The sequence below is a fragment of the Modestobacter sp. SSW1-42 genome (assembly GCF_046635825.1).
Classification (GTDB): Bacteria; Actinomycetota; Actinomycetes; order Mycobacteriales; family Geodermatophilaceae; genus Modestobacter.
On record NZ_JBISCA010000002.1, the window covers coordinates 381888 to 404509 of the forward strand.

19 protein-coding genes are annotated in these 22622 nt (G+C 75.3%); 6 read left to right on the forward strand and 13 right to left on the reverse strand.

Annotated features, from left to right (window positions below; translation table 11 throughout):
• Positions 1 to 10: 10 nt before the first annotated feature.
• The 4 genes from ACGBYP_RS07045 to ACGBYP_RS07060 form a co-directional block, all read right to left on the reverse strand.
• Positions 11 to 451, reverse strand: a complete 441-nt coding sequence (locus ACGBYP_RS07045; protein WP_411582556.1) for a DUF6752 domain-containing protein — start codon at positions 449 to 451, stop codon at positions 11 to 13.
• Positions 448 to 2061: a class I SAM-dependent methyltransferase gene (locus tag ACGBYP_RS07050; RefSeq protein WP_411582557.1), complete on the reverse strand. Its 1614-nt coding sequence runs from the start codon at positions 2059 to 2061 to the stop codon at positions 448 to 450. Before ACGBYP_RS07050 ends, ACGBYP_RS07045 begins: the two co-directional genes overlap by 4 nt.
• Before the next feature lie 111 nt (positions 2062 to 2172).
• Positions 2173 to 2685, reverse strand: a complete 513-nt coding sequence (gene purE / locus ACGBYP_RS07055) for a 5-(carboxyamino)imidazole ribonucleotide mutase (RefSeq protein WP_411582558.1) — start codon at positions 2683 to 2685, stop codon at positions 2173 to 2175.
• Between the two features lie 4 nt (positions 2686 to 2689).
• Positions 2690 to 3895 (reverse strand): 5-(carboxyamino)imidazole ribonucleotide synthase, encoded by a 1206-nt coding sequence (locus tag ACGBYP_RS07060; RefSeq protein ID WP_411582559.1) that lies wholly within the window; start codon positions 3893 to 3895, stop codon positions 2690 to 2692.
• Between the two features lie 171 nt (positions 3896 to 4066).
• On the opposite strand from ACGBYP_RS07060, the gene ACGBYP_RS07065 reads away from it, so the two are divergent.
• Positions 4067 to 5479, forward strand: coding sequence for a hypothetical protein (locus ACGBYP_RS07065; protein WP_411582560.1), 1413 nt, complete (start codon positions 4067 to 4069; stop codon positions 5477 to 5479).
• A gap of 72 nt (positions 5480 to 5551) precedes the next feature.
• On the opposite strand, the gene ACGBYP_RS07070 is transcribed toward ACGBYP_RS07065, so the two are convergent.
• Positions 5552 to 6277 carry a DUF4214 domain-containing protein gene (locus ACGBYP_RS07070; RefSeq protein WP_411582561.1) on the reverse strand — a complete coding sequence of 242 codons (726 nt, stop codon included), beginning with the start codon at positions 6275 to 6277 and terminating at the stop codon, positions 5552 to 5554.
• Positions 6278 to 6511: 234 nt separating this feature from the next.
• Positions 6512 to 7243, reverse strand: coding sequence for a DUF4214 domain-containing protein (locus ACGBYP_RS07075; protein ID WP_411582562.1), 732 nt, complete (start codon positions 7241 to 7243; stop codon positions 6512 to 6514).
• Between the two features lie 204 nt (positions 7244 to 7447).
• Here ACGBYP_RS07075 and ACGBYP_RS07080 point away from each other — a divergent pair, with 204 nt between their 5' ends.
• Positions 7448 to 7942 (forward strand): GtrA family protein, encoded by a 495-nt coding sequence (locus ACGBYP_RS07080; RefSeq protein ID WP_411582563.1) that lies wholly within the window; start codon positions 7448 to 7450, stop codon positions 7940 to 7942.
• Between the two features lie 42 nt (positions 7943 to 7984).
• On the opposite strand, the gene ACGBYP_RS07085 is transcribed toward ACGBYP_RS07080, so the two are convergent.
• The 4 genes from ACGBYP_RS07085 to ACGBYP_RS07100 all read right to left on the reverse strand — a co-directional run bounded on the left by ACGBYP_RS07085 (position 7985) and on the right by ACGBYP_RS07100 (position 13606).
• Positions 7985 to 10945 carry an AAA family ATPase gene (locus ACGBYP_RS07085; RefSeq protein WP_411582564.1) on the reverse strand — a complete coding sequence of 987 codons (2961 nt, stop codon included), beginning with the start codon at positions 10943 to 10945 and terminating at the stop codon, positions 7985 to 7987.
• Entirely contained in the window at positions 10942 to 12093 is a 1152-nt protein-coding gene (locus ACGBYP_RS07090; protein WP_411582565.1) for an exonuclease SbcCD subunit D, read from the reverse strand. Before ACGBYP_RS07090 ends, ACGBYP_RS07085 begins: the two co-directional genes overlap by 4 nt.
• A gap of 69 nt (positions 12094 to 12162) precedes the next feature.
• Complete coding sequence (locus ACGBYP_RS07095) at positions 12163 to 12747, reverse strand: PH domain-containing protein (protein WP_411582566.1); 585 nt, start codon at positions 12745 to 12747, stop codon at positions 12163 to 12165.
• A 31-nt stretch (positions 12748 to 12778) separates the two neighbouring features.
• On the reverse strand, positions 12779 to 13606 hold the full coding sequence (locus tag ACGBYP_RS07100; RefSeq protein ID WP_411582567.1) for a biotin--[acetyl-CoA-carboxylase] ligase: 828 nt from the start codon (positions 13604 to 13606) through the stop codon (positions 12779 to 12781).
• Between the two features lie 20 nt (positions 13607 to 13626).
• Between ACGBYP_RS07100 and ACGBYP_RS07105 the strand changes: the two genes are divergently transcribed.
• From ACGBYP_RS07105 to ACGBYP_RS07115, 3 genes are all read left to right on the forward strand, one after another.
• A complete protein-coding gene (locus ACGBYP_RS07105) occupies positions 13627 to 15246 on the forward strand; it encodes an acyl-CoA carboxylase subunit beta (RefSeq protein WP_411582568.1) in 1620 nt (539 codons plus the stop codon).
• Between the two features lie 70 nt (positions 15247 to 15316).
• Positions 15317 to 15526 (forward strand): acyl-CoA carboxylase subunit epsilon, encoded by a 210-nt coding sequence (locus ACGBYP_RS07110; protein ID WP_411582569.1) that lies wholly within the window; start codon positions 15317 to 15319, stop codon positions 15524 to 15526.
• A complete protein-coding gene (locus ACGBYP_RS07115; protein WP_411582570.1) occupies positions 15523 to 16125 on the forward strand; it encodes a Maf family protein in 603 nt (200 codons plus the stop codon). Before ACGBYP_RS07110 ends, ACGBYP_RS07115 begins: the two co-directional genes overlap by 4 nt.
• Positions 16126 to 16128: 3 nt before the next feature.
• Here the strand turns inward: ACGBYP_RS07115 and ACGBYP_RS07120 are convergent, their stop codons facing one another.
• The gene (locus ACGBYP_RS07120) at positions 16129 to 16854 is read right to left on the reverse strand and encodes a class I SAM-dependent methyltransferase (RefSeq protein WP_411582571.1); all 726 of its coding nucleotides are present in this window, start codon (positions 16852 to 16854) and stop codon (positions 16129 to 16131) included.
• A 140-nt stretch (positions 16855 to 16994) separates the two neighbouring features.
• On the opposite strand from ACGBYP_RS07120, the gene ACGBYP_RS07125 reads away from it, so the two are divergent.
• Positions 16995 to 18752 (forward strand): acetyl/propionyl/methylcrotonyl-CoA carboxylase subunit alpha, encoded by a 1758-nt coding sequence (locus ACGBYP_RS07125; protein WP_411582572.1) that lies wholly within the window; start codon positions 16995 to 16997, stop codon positions 18750 to 18752.
• Positions 18753 to 18788: 36 nt separating this feature from the next.
• Here ACGBYP_RS07125 and ACGBYP_RS07130 read toward each other — a convergent pair whose 3' ends face one another.
• Together ACGBYP_RS07130 and ACGBYP_RS07135 are read right to left on the reverse strand one after the other, a co-directional pair.
• A complete protein-coding gene (locus ACGBYP_RS07130; protein WP_411582573.1) occupies positions 18789 to 21011 on the reverse strand; it encodes a S8 family serine peptidase in 2223 nt (740 codons plus the stop codon).
• Positions 21012 to 21136: 125 nt separating this feature from the next.
• Entirely contained in the window at positions 21137 to 22546 is a 1410-nt protein-coding gene (locus tag ACGBYP_RS07135; protein WP_411582574.1) for an NAD(P)H-quinone dehydrogenase, read from the reverse strand.
• Positions 22547 to 22622: the final 76 nt, after the last annotated feature.

Genomic DNA, 22622 nt, shown 5'->3' on the forward strand with positions numbered 1-22622 from the left:
CGGGTGCGGTTCAGCGGACGTCCCCGCGCAGGGTGGCCAGCGCGGTGGGGTCGATGTCCCGGTCGTGCAACGGCAGCACCAGCTCGGTCACCAGGTCGGTGAGCTCGGCGACGCGGAGGTTGAGCCGGCGTGACTCGTGCAGGCCGTCGCGCAGGACCGCCGTCTCGGCGGCCAGCTCCCCGAGCCGGTCCTCGACCCGCGCGTCGGCCCAGGTGCGGGCCCACTCGTGCGCCCGTTCCTCGGCGCGCTGCCCGACCTCGGCCGCCTCCCGCTCGGCCGTGGCGACCCGGTCGCGCAGCTGCGCGACCTCCTCCTGCAGTCCGGCGAGCTGGGCCCGCAGGCCGGGCAGCTCAGCCTGGACCTCCAGCGCGGCCGGGGCGGTCGCCCGGCGGAGCAGGAACAGGGCGCGGCGCAGCAGCGGGCCGCCGCGGGGGGACGGGGGCTGGGTCATCGAGACCTCCGGGTGAACGTCAGGCGGGTCAGCGGGACGGGTTCTTCCACCGGCACGTCCAGCCAGGTGAACGGCTCGACCACCTGCTCGGTGGCGGTCAGCTCGAGGCGGTGCCGCGCGGCCTCGGTGACCAGCTGGGAGACGGTCAGGTGCCGGTGGCCCGGGACCCCGGCGTAGCCGTGGTCGGCCACGACGTCGAAGCGGGCCGCGCCGCCGCCGCGCAGCAGCATCCCGCAGAGCCGGAAGACGTTGTCCCGGCCGCGGTCCTCGATCGCGTTGAGCAGCCGCCGGCCGTGCACCGACCAGGGGCCGGGCGCGGACGCCAGCTCGGCGCCCAGCCGCACGACGGCCCGGGTGTCCAGCAGGTTGAGCACCTCCAGGGCCGGCGCGGCCTCCCCCGGCAGCGCGTCGGCCAGCCGCCGGGCGTCCTGGACGGCGTAGCGCGAGTAGTCGACGGCCCGGACCGTGCGCCCGCGGGCGGCCAGGGCGGCCGCATCGCGACCGCGGCCGCAGCCCAGCTCCAGCAGCGCGTGCCCGGCCGGCGCGTGCCCGTCGACCCAGGCGGCGAAGTCGCTGGGCTCGGGCAGGACGGTCCCCGTGGCCCGCGGGGCCAGCAGGACCTCGTCCTCCCAGCCCTCCCGGTCGACGTTGTAGTCGGCGAACCAGCCGTAGAGCCGGTCGCCGGTCTCGGCCGGCACGTCGAAGGTGAACGCCGGGTCGGGCACCCGCCAGCCGGTGCCGAACAGCTCCTCGAGCATCACCTCCGGCTCACGGGGTGCCGGTTCGTCCCGGCCCTCGACGAGCAGGCGGCTGGGCGGCAGGAGCCGCTCGACGCCGACCCGCGCTCGGATCGGGAAGTGCTGGTACCACCAGCCCTCCAGGTGGAACCCGGAGAAGACGTCGACGTAGTGGTCGGGCACGCCGTCGTGGCTGACCAGCACCTGTACGTGGGCGACGCTGAGCCGGATGACCTCGAAGCCCGCGGCGCACAGCAGCCGGCCGACGTCGAAGGCCTCCAGCGCGACGTCGGCCGGGTGCGACCGGCGGCTGAGGTAGGCGAGGTCGGCGTCGTCGTCGTGCGGCATGACGTGCCCGTCCTCGCGGACCGGGCCCAGCAGCGTGCCGCCGGTGACGTAGACGACCGGACCCAGGTGTTCCTCGAGCAGCTCCCTGACCCGGTCCATCGAGTCGAGCATCCGGTCGATCATCCCGGCCGGGGCGTCGGCCAGCGCGTGGCCCAGCCGGCCCCACTTGTTCACCACGAGCGGCCGGTCGTGCACGTCGACCAGGCGGAGCGGGCCGGGGTCGCCGCCCAGCGAGGTCTCGGTGGTGACGCCGGCGTCCGTGCCCAGCGGGCGCAGCTCGACGGAGAAGGTGCCCGACAGCAGGCGGCGCAGCGACTCCGGCCAGGGCTGGAAGCGCAGCTGCCCGGGGTCGACGTCGTCCGGGAGGCCGGCGGGCAGCCCTGCTGCGTCGGCGGGCTCCGCGGGCTCGCGGAAGGACCACACGCGGCGACCGTCCAGCAGCAGGTCGACCACCCGGTCGGCCGGCTCGGTCACCTCGACGTGCACGCCTGCCGGGGAGGGCCACAGTCGACGGTAGGGCTGCATCGCTCTCCGGGGGTGGGACCGGGCCGCCGCGTGCACGACCGCGCTGAGCACCCGACCGGGAACGGTGGGTGAACAGGAAGCTACCAGCGGACGTCCAGGACGCCCCGGTGCTCACCCCTCGGCGAGGCGCTCCTGCAGCCGGGCGTCGCGCTCCACGACCGAGTCGGCCAGGGCGGCCTGGAACCGCTCGACGGCCGCGAGCAGCTCGGGGTGACCGGCCGCCAGGATGCGCACCGCGAGCAGCCCGGCGTTGCGGGCACCGCCGATGCCGACGGTCGCGACCGGCACCCCGGCGGGCATCTGCACGATGGACAGCAGGCTGTCCATGCCGTCGAGCTGGCCCAGCGGGCGGGGCACGCCGATCACCGGCAACGGCGTGGCCGCGGCGACCATGCCGGGCAGGTGGGCCGCTCCCCCGGCGCCGGCGACGATGACCCGCAGGCCACGCCCGGCCGCGGCCTCGGCGTAGTCGAGCATCCGCCGCGGGGTGCGGTGCGCGGAGAGCACGTGCACCTCGTACGGGACGCCGAACTCGGCCAGCGCCTCGGCGGCCGGGCTCATGGTGGGCCAGTCGGAGTCGCTGCCCATGACGATGCCGACGATCGGGCCCCGGGGGTCGCTCATGCGCTCAGTGCTCCTCGTCGAAGGCGAACGCGGGGTCGACCACGCCGTCGGCGAGGTAGCGCGCTGCTGCCACGGCCCTGCTGCGGACCTCGGTCAGCTCGGCGCCCAGCGCGGTGACGTGGCCCAGCTTGCGGCCGCGGCGCTGCCCCTTGCCGTACCAGTGCAGCTTGACGTCGGGCCAGTGCGCCATCAGGTGGTGCACGCGCTCGTCGATGCCGGGGCCGTCCCACGTCTGGTCGGCGGCGGCACCACCGAGGACGTTGGCCATGACCACGACCGGCGCGGTCATCTCGGTGGAGCCCAGCGGGTAGTCCAGGACGGCCCGCAGGTGCTGCTCGAACTGGCTGGTGCGGGCGCCCTCGATCGACCAGTGCCCGGAGTTGTGCGGCCGCATCGCCAGCTCGTTGACCAGGACGCCGTCCGCGGTCTGGAACAGCTCGACGGTGAGCATGCCGACCACCCCGAGGGAGTCGGCGATGCGCACGGCGAGCTCCTGGGCGGCGGTGGCCAGCTCGTCGGCCAGGTCCGGCGCCGGTGCGTACACCTCGTTGCAGACCCCGTCGCGCTGCACCGTCTCCACGACCGGCCAGACGGCGACCTGCCCGAACGGCGAGCGGGCCACCTGGGCGGCGAGCTCGCGGACCATGGCCACCCGCTCCTCGGCCAGCAGCGTGCCGTGCTGCTCGAGGAGCCCGGCCACCTCGTCGGGGCCGTCGACGACGAAGACGCCCTTGCCGTCGTAGCCGCCGCGCGGGGTCTTGAGCACGATCGGCCAGCCGACCTCGTCGGCGAACGTGGTGGCCTGGTGCACGGTGGCGACCTCGGTCCAGGCGGGCTGCGGCTCACCGGCCGCGGCGAGCGCCCGGCGGAGCACCAGCTTGTCCTGGGCGTGCACCAGCGCGGCCGACCCGGGGGCGACCCGGTGGCCGGCGTCCTCGAGGGCGCGCAGGTGCTCGGTGGGCACGTGCTCGTGGTCGAAGGTGACCACGGTGGCGCCCTCGGCCAGCCGTCGGAGGTCGGCCAGCTCGCGGTGGTCGCCGAGCTGAACGTCGGCCGCCACCAGGGCGGCGGACTCGTCGGGCGCGGCGGCCAGCACGCGCAGCGACTGCCCCAGCGCGACGGCGGCCTGATGGGTCATCCGCGACAGCTGGCCACCGCCCACCATGGCGACGACGGGCATCCCGGTGCGCGGGTCGAGAGGCGTGTTCATGGTGAGCGGGAGCTTATCCACCGGCTCCGGCCGGCCCTCGCCGCGCGGCCGCCGGCCGCACCGACGCACGGGTCGAGGCGGTGTGCCCACCGCGCGCGGAGGTCTCCCGGCCGGCGCTCCGCCGCGCTAGCGTCCGCCCCGTTTCGCACAGGTGCCGATCAGGGGGAGAGCATGGGCCGCACACCGTCGGGACTGCTCATCACACTTACCGCGGCCACCGTCGTCGGCGGTGGTCTCGTGGCCGGCGCGGGCGCCGCGTCGGCCGCGTTCCCCGGCCAGGTGCTCGACCAGCTCGTCGTCGCGCCCGAGTACACGGGACAGCCCTACGACCCGGACGCCTTCCAGCACTGGGTCGACGCGGACGGCGACGGCTGCGACACCCGCGCCGAGGTGCTCATCGCCGAGTCGTTCACCCCGGCGACGGTGGGCCCGGCCTGCCAGGTCGGTGGCAGGTGGGTCTCCTTCCTCGACGGCCAGGAGCGCACCGACCCCGCCCGGGTCGAGATCGACCACCTGGTGGCCCTGGAGGAGGCCTGGCAGTCCGGCGCCGCGGCCTGGACCGCCGCCGAGCGGCGTGCCTTCGCCAACGACCTGGACCACGTGTGGTCGCTCAACGCCGTCACCGACACGGTCCACGCGGCGAAGGGCCCGCGTGACCCCGCCGAGTGGCTGCCGCCGGCCACCGCCATCCGGTGCACCTACGCGCAGGCGTGGATCGGGGTGAAGTACCGCTGGCACCTGTCGGTCGACCCGGCCGAGAAGTCCGCCCTCGGGGACATCGCGACGTCGTGCGGCAGCGCCCCGATGGAGGTCCCGCCGCGCGCGGACGTGCCCGACCCCACGACCAGCCCTGCCGAGACCGACCGGATGACCGGCGGGCAGACCCTGACCGCCGGCCAGTGGCTCATGTCGGCCGACCGCACCCACGGCCTGACCCTCCAGGCCGACGGCAACCTCGTCGCCTACGGCCCGAACTCGCGGGTGCTGTGGAACTCGCGGACCTACGGCAACCCCGGCGCGGTCCTAAGGATGCAGACCGACGGCAACCTGGTGGTCTACGCCGCCAGCGGCGCGGTGCTGTGGCACGCCGGCACCTACGGCAACCCGGGCGCGACGCTGGAGGTGCAGGACGACGGGAACGTGGTGCTGTACCGGGCCGACCGCTCCGCGGCCTGGTACACCGGCTGGGACCGCACCAGCCTGTTCTCCGGCCAGTACCTGGGCACCGGGCAGCAGGTCACCAGCGCCAACGGCCGCTACCACCTGGTCCTGCAGCCCGACGGCAATGTCGTCGTCTACACCGCCGGCGGCCGGCCGCTGTTCTTCACCGGGTCCTACGGCGCCTTCCAGCTCCTCCTGCAGGCCGATGGCAACCTGGTCGCCTACAACGGCGTGGGCTACGCGCGGTGGGACTCGGGCACGTGGCGTGAGGGCTTCTCCCGGCTCGACGTGCAGGACGACGGCAACGTCGTCCTCTACCGCGCCGACGGGACGCCGTCCTGGTACTCCGGCTGGGACGCCGGCCAGACGGCGAGCTCCCCGAGCCGCGGGACGCACCTGCCTCGGCCCCTCCCTGGCCGATAGCCGTCACACGACGGCCGGTCGCCCCGAGCGAGGGGCGACCGGCCGTGGTGCCGATCTGTGGTTGCGGCTGGGTCAGGCGAAGATCTCGGCCGCGAGCGCGGCGTACTCGTCGGTGGAGGCGAGCGCCACCTGCACGGTGATGTCGCTCTGCCGCTCCCGGGGCGCCCAGTAGGCCAGCCCGTTCCCGTCCACCCCACGCCCGAGCAGCGCCTCGTAGTTGTCGGCGAGCCGGGTGCGGACGCCCTCGTCGGTGTACCAGATCTCGCGCACGACGTTGAGCGAGCCGATCTGCCAGTAGCGCCGGAGCCAGTAGCTGATCTCGCTGCCGCTGGGCTCCCGGCCGTCGAGGATGAAGTAGTAGAGGGCTCGGACGTACTCGACGTCGGCCGTCGTGTCCCCGCCGGGGTAGAACTCCGGGCTGGCGAGGATGTTCTGCTCCACCCACTCCCACGCCATGTCGTGGTTCGCGGTCTGGTCGATCCAGTAGTTCGCGCCCGGGTCGGGCTCGCGGCCCAGCAGGACGTCGTAGTCGATGCCGATCTGGAGGCTGGCGTACTCGGTGCTGCGGACGATCGAGCCGAGCACGTACTCACGGGAGACCCCGCGGTCGAGCTGGTCGACCCAGTACAGGCGGCCCGGGTCGCTCGCCGGGTCCTCCCGGTAGAGGAAGTCGTAGTACCAGGACTGGACGAGCTGGTCGTTGCTGGCGGTGGCCGCCTGCGCCGGAGTGGCGTGCAGCACCGGCACGACGCCGACGGCCGCGGACGCGAGCGCGACCGCGAGGAGACGACGGAACATGGACTGGGACCCCCGTGGTCGATGTGTACCACCTGACCGGCAGCGATGCGGACCCTAGGGGCACCGGGTCGGGCTGTCACCCATGCCCCGCACACGGTCATCCCGGCGGAGGCGCGCCGCCCACCGAGCGCTCGAGGCATCGCCGGACCGTTCACCTGTGCGCCAGGCAGGAGACAGCCGAACGGCCGGCCACCCGACGCGGGTGACCGGCCGTTCGGCTGTCAGGGAGGACCGTCAGTAGTACAGGTAGTAGGCCAGGTCCGCGTACTCCGCGGTCGAGGCCAGCTCCACCTGGACCGTGATGTCGCTCTGCCGTTCCCGCGGAGCCCAGTAGTTGACGCCGTTGTAGTCGACATCGCGCAGCAGCAGGTGGTTGTAGTGGTCGCTCAGCCGGTTGCGGACGGCCTCATCGGTGTACCAGAGCTCACGGACCACGTTGAGCGCGCCGACCTGGTTGTAGCGGTTGACCCAGTAGCTGATGCCCCCGGCGTCCGCGTCAGTGGGGAAGCGACCGAGGATCGGGTAGTAGAGGTTGCGGATGTACCCCGTCGCGCCGCTGTAGTTGTAGCGGTTGACGAACTCCCGACTCGCCAGGACGTTCTGAGCAACCCACTCCCACGCCATGTCGTGGTTCGCCGTCTGGTCGATCCAGTAGCCGGCCCCGGAGTCAGGTGCCCGCCCCAGCAGGTCGCTGTAGTAGCTGCTCACCTCGAGGTTGGCGTACTCGTAGCTCCGCAGGATGCTGCCCAGCACGAACTGCCGGGGGACCCCACGGTCCAGCATGCCGACCCAGTACGACCGCCCCGGGTCGCTGGCCGGGTCGTCACGGTCGAGGAAGTCGCCGTACCAGGACTGCACGATCTGGTCGTTGCTGGCGGGGGCGGCTTGCGCCGGAGCGGCGTGCAGCACCGGCACAACGCCGACGGCGGCGGACGCGAGCGCGACCGCGAGAAGACGACGGAACATGAACTGAGACCCCCGTGATTCGTGTGCGCCGCCTGTCAGACGGTCGAGCGGACGATAGGTGCACTCGGCCGACTTGTCACCCATCGGATCGAGGGCGGTCAGCCCCGGCCGACAGGACCGCCCGAGAGCTGGTGGCAGCGCCACACGGACGAGACCCCGCCCGGAGCGCAGCGTGTCCGGCACCACGGCCGTACAGTCGCCAGCGTGCGTCTCGTCCCGGAGTCAGTCCTGCGCGGGGTGCACACCTCCACCCGGCTGCTCGTCAAGGAGCTCGGCGCCTTCGGCGTCGTCGGTGCCGTCTGCTTCGTCCTGCAGATCGCCTGCTTCCAGCTCCTGTACGCCCACCTGGGCGTGGGGGCCGTGCGGTCGAACCTGATCGCCACCGTGGTCTCCATGACGGTGGCCTACGTCGGCCACCGGTACTGGTCGTTCTCCCACCGGACCCGCTCCAGCGTCCGCCGGGAGTACGTGCTCTTCGCCGCGATCAACGGCGTCACGCTGCTGCTGGGCCTGGGCGTCGTCGCGCTGGTCCGGTACCCCCTGGGCCAGGACAGCGCGCTGGTGCTGCAGATCGCCAACATCGGGTCGATCGTGCTGGGCACGGTGATCCGCTACCTCGGCTACCGCCGGTGGGTGTTCACCGCCCCGGACGTGGCGCCTCCCGGGGCTCCCGGCCGGGACACGGCCGTCACGCACTGACCACGCCCCGGTACGCCCGGGTCGCGGCGCCCGGCGCGGGGCTCAGCTCGCCAACCGGGAGCCCTCCCGGCCGCTGACGACCTCCAGCCGGCTGGTGATCCGGGTGCGCAGCTCCTCGACGTGGCTGATCACCCCGACGGTGCGCCCGCCGCGGCGGAGCTCGTCGAGGACGGTCATCACCGCGTCCAGCGACTGCGGGTCGAGCGTGCCGAAGCCCTCGTCGACGAAGAGGGTGTCGATCTGCACGCCGCCGCTCTCGGCGGTGACCACGTCGGCCAGCCCCAGGGCGAGCGCCAGCGAGGCCATGAAGCTCTCGCCGCCGGACAGCGTCTTGGTGGGCCGGCGCACCCCCGTGTACTCGTCGAGCACGTCCAGGCCCAGGCCGCCGCGGGCGCCGTGCCGGCCCTGGGCGTCGCTGTGCAGGAACGTGTAGCGGCCGCCGGACATGTCGCGCAGCCGGCGGCTGGCCACCTCGGCCACCTGCTCGAGCCGGGCGGCGAGCACGAACGACTGCAGCCGCATCTTCAGCACGTTCGCCCCGCGGCCGTTGACCAGGTCGGCCAGCGCGGTGACCTGCTCGGCAGCGGCCCGCCGCTCGTCGAGCTCGACCTCGACGGAGGTGAGGTCGGCGGCCAGCCCGTCGAGCGCGGCGGTGCGCGTGCGCGCCTGGGCGAGCGCGGCGACGGCGTCTTCCCGGGCGGCGGTCGCGGTGCGGCAGGTGGCGGTGGCCGCGTCGAGGTCCGGGCGCGGGGCGAGGTCGGCCAGCTCGGGCTCGGCCAGGGTCGCGGTGACGACCGACCACCGCTGGTCGTGCTCGGCCACCCGGGCACCGATCGAGGCGGCGCGGCCCCGGTCGAGCAGCGCGTCGGCGGCGGCGAGCAGGTCGGGGAAGCCCGCCTCGAGCACCCGCTCCTGGGCCAGCCGCTGCGCGGCCCCGGCAGCAGCGCGGAACCGCAGGTCGGCGCCCTCGGCGTCGACGAGCGCCTCGCAGCGCTCGGCCTCCCCGGTCAGCCGGCCGATCCGCTCGGCGATGCCGGCGTCCTCGCCGCGGGCTGCGGTGAGGCGCTGCCGGACGTCGGCGAGCTGCTCGCGGACGGCGGCCAGCTCGGCACGGGCCAGGGCCAGCTCCTCCCGGGTGGCGGCGCGGGCGGTGACCGCGGCGTCCCGTTCGGCGACGAGGGCGGCGAGCTCCCGGCGGGCGCTCTCCAGCACCCCGGCCCGGTCGCGGACCGCCCGCTCCTCCTCGGTGGCCGCGGCGAGGGCGGCCTCCTGCTCGGCGAGCGGCGTGCTGCCGGCCTGGGCGCGCAGCGCGGCGAGCTCACGCTCGGTCTGCTCCGCCTGCTGCTGCGCGGCGCGCGCGGCGGTCTCGCGCCGGTCGGTGACCGCGCGGGCGGCGTCCTCGTCGGCCTGGGTGACGACCGGCCCGGTGTGCACGGCCAGCCGCGGGTGCTCGGCCGCGCCGCAGACCGGGCAGTCGGCGCCGTCGGCGAGGCCGGCGGCCAGCTCGGCGGCCATGCCCTCGAGCCGCTGGGCCCGCAGGTCGGTCCAGTGCTCACGGGCGTCGAGCCAGGACTCGCGGGCCGACCGGGCCCGCTCGTGCTCCAGCTCCGACCGCGCGCTGAGCGTCAGCACCGCGGCGGCGGCCTGCACCGCGGCCCGGCCGCGCTCGAGCGCCTCGGCGAGCCCGGGCAGCCGCGCGGCGGCCTCGGCGGCCGCCTCGACCGCCTGCTCGTGGGCGGCCACCCGCGCGGGCCACTCCTCGGCCGCGGCGTCGTCGGCGGCGCTGCGGCGCTCGAGGGCGGCGACCCGGTGGACCCCGCGGTCGACCGCGGTGGCCAGCTCGGCGGCCCGGTCGACCTCCGGCAGCAGGGCGCGCAGGGAGGCCGCCTCGTCGCGCAGCGCTCGCGCCAGGACCGTGTCGGCGGGCCGGCCGGCGGCGACGGCGGCCCAGGAGGACCGGGCGCCGGCCCGTTGCTCGGCGGCGCGCTCGGCATCGAGCGCCGCGCGGCCGGCCGCCTCCAGCACGTCACGCACCGGCTCGGCGCGCACGCCGGCCTCCAGCAGGTCGCGCAGCGGCTTCAGCTCGTCGGCCTCGGCGCCCAGCCGGGCCAGCTCGGCCCGCGCACGGTCGCGGCGGACGTGCCGGTCGACCTCGGCCCGGGCGGCGGCCAGCGCCGCGTCGACCCGGACCACCTCGGCCGCCGCCTCGGCGGCGGCCTGCTCGCGCTCCCGCACGTGCTCGGCGGCCTCGGCCCGCACCTGGTGCACCCAGGCGCCCGCCCGCGCCGACGAGGGGGCGCCCACCAGGTCGGGCGCCAGTTCCTCGGGGACCTCGACGTCGGCGACCTGGGCGACCCGGGCCAGCAGCGTGCTCGCCCGCACGCGGGCCTGGTCGAGCACCTCGCGGGCGGTGCGGCGCTGGTCGTCCAGCCACCCCTCGACGGAGGCGAAGCGGCTCACGTCGAACAGCGTCTGGAGCAACCGGCCGCGCTCCTCGGGCTCGGCCCGCAGGAACCGGGCGAAGTCGCCCTGCGGCAGCAGGACGACCTGGCAGAACTGCTCGGCCGACAGCCCGAGCCGGGTGCGCAGGTGCTCGGAGCCCTCGTCGATGCGGGTGCTCACCGGCTCCCAGCCCTCGCCGGTCCAGCGCTGGACGGTGAGCTTGGCCTGCTCCTTGGTCACGCCGGTGCCCTTGAGCTTGGGGCGCTGCTGCTCGGGACGGCGGACCACCAGCAGCCGCTCGCCGCCCAGGGTGATCTCGCACTGCACCTCGGTGCGCACCGAGGGGCCGGCGTGGTCGCTGCGCAGCCGGCGCTCCTGCCCGCGCGCACCGGGCACGGTGCCGTACAGGGCGTAGACGACCGCGTCGAGCAGCGTCGTCTTGCCCGCGCCGGTGGGACCCCAGAGCAGGAAGAGCCCGTCGCGGCCGACCTCGTCGAGGTCGACGGCGACCGTGTCGGCGAACGGGCCGAACGCGGTCAGCTCCAGCCGGTGCACCCTCACCGGGCGGCCTCGGCGGCGGCAGCGGCGGCGAGCGCGCGGCCCAGCAGCTCGCGCTCGGCGGCGCTGGCCTCGACGCCCCCGCGGACGTGGCTGACGAACTCCCCGGCCACCTCGAGGTCGCTGCGGCCCGAGAGCCGCTCGGTGTAGCTGCGGGCGTCGGTGCCGGGGCCCGAGCCGGTCCACTCCAGGTGCACGCAGTGCGGGAACCGCCGCTGCAGCTGGCGCATCGGGTCGACCGGGCGGACCGGGTCGGTGAGCTGGACGGAGACGAAGTGCTCCTCGACCGACGCGAGGCCGGGGTCGACGAGCAGCTCCGGCAGCTCGCCCCGCAGCACGCTGAGCCGGCGCGGGGTGGGCAGCGGCACGGCCCGCACCCCGGCCAGGCCGCCGGCGTCCAGGTCGACCAGCCAGGCCTGCTTCTGCTGCCCGGCCTCGCCGAAGGAGTAGGCCAGCGGCGAGCCGCTGTAGCGCACCCGGTCGCTGAGCGACTGCGGGCGGTGCAGGTGCCCCAGGGCGACGTAGTCGACGCCGTCGAAGACGCCGGCCGGGACCAGGTCGACCCCGCCGACGGCGATGTCGCGCTCGCTCTCGCTGGGCTGCCCGCCCCCGACGAAGGCGTGCGCCAGCACGACCGACCGGGCGCCGGGCCGCAGGAGGAGGTCGGCGCGCACCCGCTCCATGGCCGCGGCGAGGACCGCCTCGTGGCTGCGGGCCTCGGGCAGGCCCAGCTCGTGACGGGCGATCTCCGGCTCCAGGTAGGGGATGCCGTACACGGCCACCTCGCCGTGCTCGTCGGTGAAGAGCACCGGCTCGTCGAGCCGCGCGGTGTCGGCGCGGACGTGCAGGCCGCCGGCGGCGAGCACCTCCGACAGCGTGCCCAGCCGCCGGGCCGAGTCGTGGTTGCCCGGGGTCAGCACGACCTGGGCCCCGGCCCGGAGCAGGCGGTGGACGACCCGGCTGAACACCCCCGTCGCGTCGGCCGAGGGCACCGCGCGGTCGTAGACGTCACCGGCGACCAGCACCACGTCGACGGACTCGGCGGCCACCACCTCGGCCAGCGCCCCGAGCACCGCCTCCTGCTCGGCGAGCAGGTCGGTGCCGTGCAGGGAACGACCGACGTGCCAGTCGGAGGTGTGCAGCAGGCGCATGCCCCGCACGGTAGGTCGCCCCTCCGACAGGACCGGAACCGGCACGCCGTGACGGACCGGTCCGGGGGCTCAGAACCGCTCGGTGGGGTGCTGCCCGTCCCAGGCGTCGTGGGGGTCCCAGGCGTCGTGGGGGTCGGCCGGGTGCCCGCCGCGGGAGGCCCGCCGGTCGGCGTCCTCCTCGACCAGCTGGTTGAGCAGCTGCTGCACCCCCTCGCTGTCGGGGATGGCGGAGAACACCGTCGGCCCGCCTTCCCCCGCGGTCTCGATCGAGACGGTGCCGGAGTTCACGACCCGGTCCCACAGGCTCTGCCGGAAGGAGACGTCGGTGATCCGGGACAACCCGATGTCCCGGCCGTGCCGAGCCAGGACGCCGGTCCGGAACAGCAGCCGGTGGGTGGTGAGGACGTAGTGCGTCGTCCGCCAGCGCAGCAGCGGGACGGCGACGAACACCACCCCGACGACCAGCGCGGCCGCGACCAGGACCAGCCGCCACGTCCCCTGCTGCGCCCCTGCGGGCACCAGCGCGGCGCCGAAGGACGTCGCCCCGACCAGCACGAGGAAGAGCACGACCGGCCAGAAGACGGTCAGCCAGTGCGGGTGCAGGTGGCGGACGACCTCTTCGTCCTCGCCGAGGACCTTGTCGGGGTAGGGCACCCGTCGAGGATGACCGAACCGGCGGGCGACGTCACGGCTCCCGGCGGGCCGGGCGGACGTGTCGCACGTCGCCGGAGGCCAGCTCGACGGTGCCGCCGCCGGTGCGCACCACCAGCCGGCCGTCCCAGTCGACGGCCTCGGCGACCCCCTCGAGGGTCGAGCCGTCGGGCAGGGTCACGGTGACCGTCGTGCCCACGGTGGAGCACCAGGCGAGGTAGTCGCGCGCCAGGCCCGAGCCCACCGGGTCGCCGAGCACCTCGACCCAGCGGGTGTAGCGGGTCTCGAAGGCCCGCAGCCAGGCCAGCAGCAGCGCGGCCCGGTCGACCGGGGCGCCGGACGCCAGCTCCAGCGACGTCCCGGTCTCCGGCAGCTCGTCGGCGCGGGTGGAGACGTTGACGCCGGCGCCGATGACCACCGCCTGCCCGGAGCCCTCGGCGAGGATGCCGGCCAGCTTCGCCCCGTCGGCGGCGAGCAGGTCGTTGGGCCACTTCAGCGACGTGCGGACACCGGTCACCTCCGCCACCGCCTCGGCCAGCGCCACCCCGGTGAGCAGCGACAGCCACGCCCGCCGGGCGGCCGGGACGTCGGGGCGGACCAGCACCGAGACGGTCAGCCCGGCCCGCGGCGGCGACGTCCAGCTGCGGTCGAGCCGGCCGCGGCCGGTGACCTGGTGCTCGGCGACCAGCACCAGCCCGGCCGGCTCCCCGGCGGCGGCCCGGGCGGCCAGCTCGGCGTTGGTGGAGCCGATCTCCTCGACGACCTCGACGGCCCGCCACAGGGCGCTGGAGCCGGTCAGCGCGGTGGTCAGCGCGGCGGCGTCCAGCGGCGGGCGGGCAGCGGAGGAGGCGGCGTCGGGCACGTCACCTACGCTACGGCGCTGTGAGTGCCGCCGAACCGGAGAACGCAGGAGCGCCTGCTCCCGACCCGCACACCACCGCCGGCAAGCTGGCCGAGTACGAGCGGCGGGTGGAGGCGGCGACGCACGCCGGGTCCGAGCGCGCGGTCGAGAAGCAGCACGCCGCGGGCAAGATGACCGCCCGCGAGCGCATCGACGCGCTGCTGGACCCGGGCACGTTCACCGAGCTCGACGAGTTCGCCCGGCACCGCTCCACCAACTTCGGCCTCGACGCCCGCCGCCCGTACGGGGACGGCGTGGTCGCCGGCTACGGCACGATCGACGGCCGCCAGGTGTGCGTCTTCTCCCAGGACGTCACCGTCTTCGGCGGCAGCCTGGGCGAGGTCTACGGCGAGAAGATCGTCAAGGTCCTCGACCTCGCGGTGCGCACCGGCTGCCCGGTCATCGGCATCAACGAGGGCGGCGGCGCGCGCATCCAGGAGGGCGTGGTCAGCCTCGGCCTCTACGCCGAGATCTTCCGGCGCAACGTGCACGCCTCCGGCGTCGTCCCGCAGATCTCCCTGGTGATGGGCGCCGCGGCCGGCGGGCACGTCTACTCCCCCGCGCTGACCGACTTCATCGTCATGGTCGACAAGACCAGCCAGATGTTCATCACCGGCCCCGACGTGGTGAAGACCGTCACCGGTGAGGACGTGACGCTCGAGGAGCTGGGCGGGGCGCGCACCCACAACACCCGCTCCGGCGTCGCGCACTACCTGGCCGAGGACGAGGCCGACGCGCTCGACTACGTCAAGGCCCTGCTGTCGCACCTGCCCAGCAACAACCTCGACCCGCTGCCGGCGGTCGAGGTCGCCCCGGTCGACGTCGCCCTGCCCGAGGCGCTCACCGAGGCCGACCTCGAGCTCGACTCCTTCATCCCCGACTCCCCCAACACCCCCTACGACATGCACACCGTCGTCACCCACGTGCTCGACGACGAGGAGTTCCTCGAGGTGCAGGCGCTGTGGGCGCCCAACATCCTGGTCGGCTTCGGCCGGGTCGAGGGCCGCCCCGTGGGCGTCGTGGCCAACCAGCCCACGCAGCTGGCCGGCACGCTGGACATCGACGCCAGCGAGAAGGCCGCCCGGTTCGTGCGCACCTGCGACGCCTTCAACATCCCGGTGCTCACCTTCGTCGACGTGCCCGGCTTCCTCCCCGGGACGTCGCAGGAGTGGGACGGCATCATCCGGCGCGGGGCCAAGCTGCTCTACGCCTACGCCGAGGCGACGGTCCCGCTGATCACCGTCATCACCCGCAAGGCCTACGGCGGCGCGTACGACGTCATGGGCTCCAAGCACCTGGGCGCCGACGTCAACCTGGCCTGGCCGACCGCCCAGATCGCCGTCATGGGCGCGCAGGGCGCGGTCGGGCTGCTGTACCGCCGCGAGCTGGCCGCCGCCGAGGACCCCGAGGCGCTGCGCACCGAGCTCGTGACCGAGTACGAGGACACCCTCGCCAACCCGTGGGTCGCCGCCGACCGCGGGTACGTCGACGCGGTGATCCCGCCCTCGCACACCCGCGTCCACGTCGTCCGCGCGCTGCGGCTGCTGGCCAACAAGCGCCAGACGCTGCCGCCCAAGAAGCACGGGAACATCCCCCTGTGAGCGAGCATCGCAGGGAGCGCCAGCGACCGAGGAGCGGAACGAACAGCCCGCGGAGCGGGGAGGCGGCGCTGTGAGCGCGCCCCTGCTCACCGTCGTCAAGGGCGAGCCGTCGGCCGAGGAGCTGGCGGCGCTCACCGTCGTCGTCGCGGCCCTGGCGCGCGTCCGTCCCGCGCGCCGGCGTCCGCTGCCGGTCGGCGCCTGGGCCTCCCGCACCGGCGTCCTGCGCCGTCCGCTGCAGGCCGGCCCCGGTGGCTGGCGTGCGGCCGGGGGCCCGGCATGACCCGGCGGCTGGTGCTGGCCTCCCAGTCCCCGGCCCGGCTGGCGCTGCTGCGCCAGGCCGGGCTCGCTCCCGAGGTGGTGGTCAGCGGCGTCGACGAGTCGGCGGTGACCGCGCCGCGGGTGCCGGAGCTGGTCGCGCTGCTGGCCACCGCCAAGGCCCGCGCCGTGGCCGAGCAGACCGACGACGCGCTGGTGATCGGCGCGGACTCGCTGCTGGAGTTCCGCGGCGAGCCGCTGGGCAAGCCGGCCGACGCCGCCGAGGCCCGGCTGCGCTGGCTGCGGATGGGCGGCCGCTCCGGCACGCTGCACACCGGCCAGGCCGTCCTGGACGTCCGCGACGGGACCATCGCGGCCCGGGACGTCGCGGTCTCCTCCACCGTCGTGCACTTCGCGACCCCCACGCCCGAGGAGCTGGACGCCTACCTCGCGTCCGGCGAGCCGCTGCACGTCGCCGGCGCCTTCACCCTCGACGGGCTGGGCGCGCCGTTCGTCCGCCGGGTCGAGGGCGACCCCTCCGGGGTCGTCGGTCTGTCGCTGCCGCTGCTGCGCGCCCAGCTGGCCCGGCTGGGCGTCCGGCTCACCGACCTCTGGCGCCGCTGACGGTCACGACCGCACCAGGTCGTGGACGACGGCGCCGGCCAGGAACGGCCGGTGCTCCAGGCGCCGCTCCAGGCGCCCGGCCCAGCCGGGGACCCGGGCCACGCCGCTGGGGTAGAGGAACAGCCGCCGCCGGCGGACGAGCGCCCACCCCCCGGACCGGGCGCGCCGCAGGAAGTCACGGGCCGGGAAGGTCCGCTCCCCCGTCGTCAGGACGTGCCAGGCCAGCACGTAGGGGTGCAGCCGGTCGGGCTCCATCGCCACCCACCGGCCCTCGGGCCGGGTGGCGGTGTGCACCTGACCGACCACGCGGTCGAGGTCCTGCACGTGGTGCAGCGCGTCGACGCTGATCACCAGGCCGGCCGAGCCCGGTGCGACGACCGCGCCGAGGTCCTCCCCGGTCCCCGTCTCGAACCGGACGTTGGCCAGCCCCAGGGACGCCGCCTGCTCCCGGGCGAAGTCGACGTAGTTGGCGAGCGGCTCGATCCCCAGGAACGACCGGTCGGGATGAGCGGTCGCCAGCCGGCGCAGCAGCGTGCCGGTGCCGCACCCGAGCTCGACCACCGGTCCGGGCGTGCGGCGGACCGCGGTGCTGAAGAAGGCCAGCCGCCGCCGCGCCATGTGCCCGGTCGCCCGCAGGTCGTCGTACCGCTCGGGGGCGTCGTCGAAGCCCCCGTTGAGGGCGCGCCCCGGGCCCACGTCCGCCGCCTGCACGTCCCCGTCGACCGCCATGGGCAGACGCTAGGGGAGGGACGGCCGCACCGGCGTCGCCGACGCGCGCGGCGGCCATGGTGCCGGGCGCGGCGCCCGGCGCGCCGACCCCCCGCCGCCGCTGACTACAGTCCGATGGTCGTCGGAGAGGGAGAGCGAACGTGCAGAAGGTCCTGATCGCCAACCGCGGGGAGATCGCGGTGCGGGTCGCGCGCGCCTGCCGGGACGCCGGGCTGACCAGCGTCGCGGTGTACGCCGAGCCCGACCGCGACGCGCTGCACGTGCGCACCGCCGACGAGGCCTTCGCCCTGGGAGGCACCACACCGGGCGACTCCTACCTGGTCATCGACAAGATCCTGGACGCCGCCCGGCGGTCGGGCGCGGACGGCGTCCACCCCGGTTACGGCTTCCTCTCCGAGAACGCCGACTTCGCCCGGGCCGTGCTCGACGCCGGGCTGACCTGGATCGGCCCCTCCCCGCAGGCGATCGTCGACCTCGGCGACAAGGTCGCCGCGCGGCACATCGCGATGCGCGCCGGCGCCCCCCTGGTGCCCGGCACCAAGGACCCGGTGGCCGACGCCGACGAGGTGGTCGCCTTCGCCCGTGAGCACGGTCTCCCGGTGGCGATCAAGGCCGCGTTCGGTGGCGGTGGCCGCGGCCTGAAGGTGGCCCGCACGCTGGAGGAGATCCCGGAGCTGTTCGACTCCGCCGTCCGGGAGGCGGTCTCGGCGTTCGGCCGCGGCGAGTGCTTCGTGGAGCGGTTCCTGGACCGGCCGCGACACGTGGAGGCGCAGGTGCTCGCGGACACCCACGGCAACGTGATCGTGGTGGGCACCCGTGACTGCTCGCTGCAGCGGCGCAACCAGAAGCTGGTCGAGGAGGCGCCCGCACCGTTCCTCACCGACGAGCAGCGCGAGCGCATTCACTCCTCGGCCAAGGCGATCTGCCTGGCCGCCGGCTACGTGGGCGCGGGCACCGTCGAGTACCTCGTGGGCACCGACGGGTCGATCTCCTTCCTGGAGGTCAACACCCGGCTGCAGGTCGAGCACCCGGTCAGCGAGGAGACCTCCGGCATCGACCTGGTGCGCCAGCAGTTCCGGATCGCCGAGGGCCTGCCCCTCGAGCTCACCGAGGACCCGACGCCCCGCGGGCACAGCATCGAGTTCCGGATCAACGCCGAGGACGCCGGCCGCAACTTCATGCCCGCCCCCGGCCCGGTCACCCGGCTCGTGGTGCCGCAGGGCCCCGGCGTGCGCTGGGACTCCGGCGTGGAGGCCGGCGGCGAGGTGGCCGGCGCGTTCGACTCGATGCTGGCCAAGCTGATCGTCACCGGCGCCACCCGCGCCGAGGCGCTGCAGCGGGCCGCCCGCGCGCTGGACGAGCTGGTCGTCGAGGGCATGCCGACCGTCGTCCCGTTCCACCGCGCCGTGGTGCGCGACGCTGCCTTCACCAGCGAGCCGTTCCGCGTGCACACCCGGTGGATCGAGACCGAGTGGGACAACCAGGTGCCGCCGTACGCGGCCGCGGCCACCGCGGCCGACGAGCCCGAGCCCCGGCAGACCGTCGTCGTCGAGGTCGGTGGCCGCCGGCTCGAGGTGTCGCTGCCCGCCGGTCTGGCCGCCGGGGGCGGCGCCCCCGCGACGGGTGCCGCGAAGCCGCGGAAGCGCTCCGGCGGCTCGGGTGGGGCGGCGGCCTCGGGCGACAGCCTGACCGCGCCGATGCAGGGCACGATCGTGAAGGTGGCGGTGGCCGACGGCGCGACCGTGGCCGCCGGCGACCTGGTCGTGGTGCTCGAGGCGATGAAGATGGAGCAGCCGATCACCGCGCACCGGGCCGGTGTCGTGTCCGGGCTCGCCGCTGAGGTCGGCGCCGCCGTCACCAGCGGCGCCGTCCTCTGCTCGATCTCCGACGCCGGCTGACCCGTCCTCCCGGTGCGGTCACGCCGCACCGGGAGCTCACCGGGTCGCGTCGGCCGGGCTCTGCCAGGCCGGGCTGCCGTCCCGGCGGCGGACCTCCAGCGCCCCGCTGTCGGTCAGCACCGCGGTCGCACCGGGGTTGCCCCAGGTGCCCGACCACCACAGCGCCCGGCCGTCGCCGCCGTAGCTGACCAGGTTGCCGTCGCCCTGCTGCACCAGGCGCGCCCCGCGCCCGTAGGTGTAGCTGGCCCAGACCACGCGCCCGTCGGCCCGCTGGACCACCACGTTGCCGTCGGCCTGGGACACCGCGCGGTACCGGCCGTTCGGCGAGGTCAGCGCCTGACCGGCGGACAGCTGCTGGCCGGACCGGAGCTGGTCGGCGGCGTACCAGCCGGTGTACCAGACCGCCCGCCCGTCGGACCGGTAGAGCACCAGGTTGCCGTCGTCCTGCACCACCAGCCGCGTCGCGCCGGTGCCCCAGGTGTTGGTGTGCCACACCGCCCGGCCGTCGCCTGCGTAGGAGACCAGGTTGCCGTCGGCCTGCAGCACCAGGCGGCCGCCGCTGGAGTACGCACCGCTGGCCCACAGCGCCCGACCGCCGGGGCCGTAGACGACCGTGTTGCCATCGGCCTGCGCCACGAGCCGGAAGCGGCCGTCGGGCGAGCCGAGCGCCTGGCCACCGGAGAGCTGCTGGCCGGACCGGAGCCGGTCGGGGGTGTCCCAGCCGGTGTACCAGACCGCCCGCCCGTCGGACCGGTAGAGCACCAGGTTGCCGTCGTCCTGCACGACCAGCCGGGTGGCGCCGCTGCCGTAGGTCCGGGCGTCCCACACCGCCCGCCCGTCCACGGCGTAGGTGACCAGGTTGCCGTCGGGCTGCAGCACCGTCCGCGCGCCCGGCGCGTACACGCCGCTGGCCCACAGCACCCGCCCGTCGGCCGCGTACTCGACGAGGTTGCCGTCGGCCTGGCCCACCAGCCGGTACCGGCCGTCGGGCGACGTCAGGGCCTGGTCGGCGGTGAGCTGGTCGCCCGGGGCCAGCCGAGTCGGCGCGCCGGCGGGGGTGAGCAGCGTCCGCCCGTCGATCAGGCCGTACCCGGTGTTGTCGTCCCGGCCGGGGAGCTCGATGTCGATGGCGGTGTCGACGACCGCCGTGCGGACCTGCGCCGGGGTGGCACCGGGGTGGGCCTGGAGGTACCGGGCCAGGACGGCGGCGACGTGCGGCGCGGCCATGGAGGTGCCGTCCGCGTAGACGTAGCCGTCGGGGCCGTAGGTCGACAGGATCCCGGACCCCGGGGCCGACACCACGTTCGTCGGCCCGCTGAACGAGAAGGACGCCGACACGCGGTCGGGGTCCGTGGCAGCCACCGCGATGGCCCCGGGCGAGGCGGCCGGGCAGCTGACCGTGTTGCCCTTCAGCCGGTTGTTGCCCGCCGCGGCCACCACGACCACCCCGCGGTCGACCGCGTAGCGCACGGCGCCGTCGACCACGCTGTTGCACGCGCCGCTCAGGCTCAGGTTGATCACGTCGGCGCCCTGGTCGACGGCGTACAGGATGCCGTCGGCGACCCGCCCGGAGTCACCGCTGCCGGCGGCGTCGAGCACCCGCACCGGCATGACCTGCGCCGCGCTCAGCCCGGCGACGCCGATCCCGTTCCCGGAGACGGCCGCGATCGTCCCGCTCACGTGGGTGCCGTGGCCGTTCGGGTCGACGCACCCCCGCGCCGCCGGGTCCACGGTGGCGGCGTCGGCGGCCAGGTCGGCCCCGAGGTCGCAGCGGATGCGGCCCTGCAGGTCGGGGTGGCCGGCGGAGACCCCGGTGTCCAGGACGGCGACGAGCTGGTCGGCCCCGTCCGGTGCGCCGACCGGCCCGTCGTCCAGCCCCAGGTCGGCCAGCGCCCACTGCTCCCCGCGGTAGGGGTCCACGGTGCCCGCGATCGACATCGGGGTGTCCACCGACACCGCCACGGCTCCCGGCCGGGCGCCGAGCTCGGCGCGGGTGGCCGCCACCTCGGCCGCCGGCACCTCGCGGGTGACCACGTCCGCGGAGTCGGCGGTCACCACGACGGCGCTCACCGCCACCAGCTCGTCGACCGGCGCCCCGGTCGCCACCGCCGTGGCCGGGTCGGCCCACGCCGGGGCCGGGTCGACCGCCGCCGGGGTCTCCTCGGCCCGTGCAGGCTGACCGGGGACCAGCGGGAGGGCCAGCGCGCCCACCAGGGCGAGCGGCAGCACGGACCGGGCACGGGACAGGGACAGCGGCACGGAGCACTCCTCGGTAGGCCGCCGATCGCACCCGAGGCGCCGGGCAGGTCAGGCGGTCCCCTCTCCATCGGCCGGAGAGGCCCCGAGGTGGAGCGCGGTCACCCACCCGGGTGGCCGCGCCCGGCTCAGCTGTGCTCGTCCTCGATCCCCATCAGCCGGCGCCCGGCCTCGGTGATGGACCCCGACAGCGACGGGTAGATGGCGAAGGTCTGCGCCAGGTCACCGGCGGTGAGGCCCTTGGTGACCGCCAGCGCGATCGGCAGGATCAACTCCGAGGCGCCCGGGGAGACCACCACGCCACCGATGACGACGTCGGTGGAGCGCCGGGCGTAGAGCTTGATGAACCCGTCACGCAGGTCGCCCATCTTGGCCCGGGCGTTGGTCGACAGCGGCAGCCGGATCACCTCGACGTCGGCGCCCTCGGTGAGCGACTCCTCCTGCACGCCGACCGTGGCGATCTCGGGGTGGGTGAACACGTTCGCCGCGACCGTCTTGAGCCGGATCGGGGCCACCGCCTCGCCGAGCGCGTGCCACATGGCGATCCGCCCCTGCATGGCCGCGACCGAGGCCAGCTGGAACACCCCGGTGACGTCGCCGGCGGCGTAGATGCCCGGCACGCTGGTGCGCGAGACCCGGTCGACGACGATGTGCCCGGCGCGGGTCACCGCGACCCCGGCGGCCTCCAGGTTCAGCCCCTGCGTGTTGGGCACGGTGCCCACGGTCATCAGCGCGTGCGAGCCCTCCACGACCCGGCCGTCGGTGAGCTCGACCCGCACGCCCTTCTCGGTGCGCTCGACCTTCTCCGCGCGGCCGCGCTCGGCGATCCGCCCGCCGCGGGACTGGAAGACCTTCTCGACCACGGCGGCGGCGTCGGCGTCCTCGCCGGGCAGCACCTGGTCGCGGGAGGAGACGAGGGTGACCGGGACGCCAGCCTCCAGGTAGCCGGAGGCGAACTCCGCGCCGGTGACGCCGGAGCCCACCACCACCAGGTGCTCGGGCATCTCGTCGAGGTCGTAGACGTCGCGCCAGGACAGGATCCGCTCGCCGTCGGGCTCGGCGCCGGGCAGCACGCGCGGGTCGGCGCCGGTGGCCAGCAGGACGACGTCGCCGGCGATCTCCTCGGCGACCCCGCCGTCCTGGTCGAGCACCTGCACCCGGTGGGCGGCCAGCCCCGGCTCCTGGTCGGCCAGCCGCGCCTGTCCGAGGACCACCCGCACGCCCTCGGACTCCAGCCGGGCGTGGATGTCGGCGGACTGGGCCACGGCCAGGCCCTTGATCCGCTGGTTGACCGCGGCCAGGTCGATGCCGACGGTGTCCAGGTCGGTGCCGCGCAGGCCCAGGACGGCCGAGTCGCGCACCGAGGTCATCGCCCCGGCCGAGGCGATGAAGGTCTTGGAGGGGACGCAGTCGGTGAGCACGCTGGCCCCGCCGATGCCGTCGCGTTCGACGACGGTGACGTCCGCACCGAGGGAGGAGGCGACGAGGGCGGCCTCGTAGCCGGCCGGGCCACCACCGATGATCACGATGCGGGTCATGGTTCCTTCTCCGAGCTGGGACGACGGTTGCCGGTCCAGTGTCCCCCGTCCGCGCGCCCCTGTCGGCCATCCACGC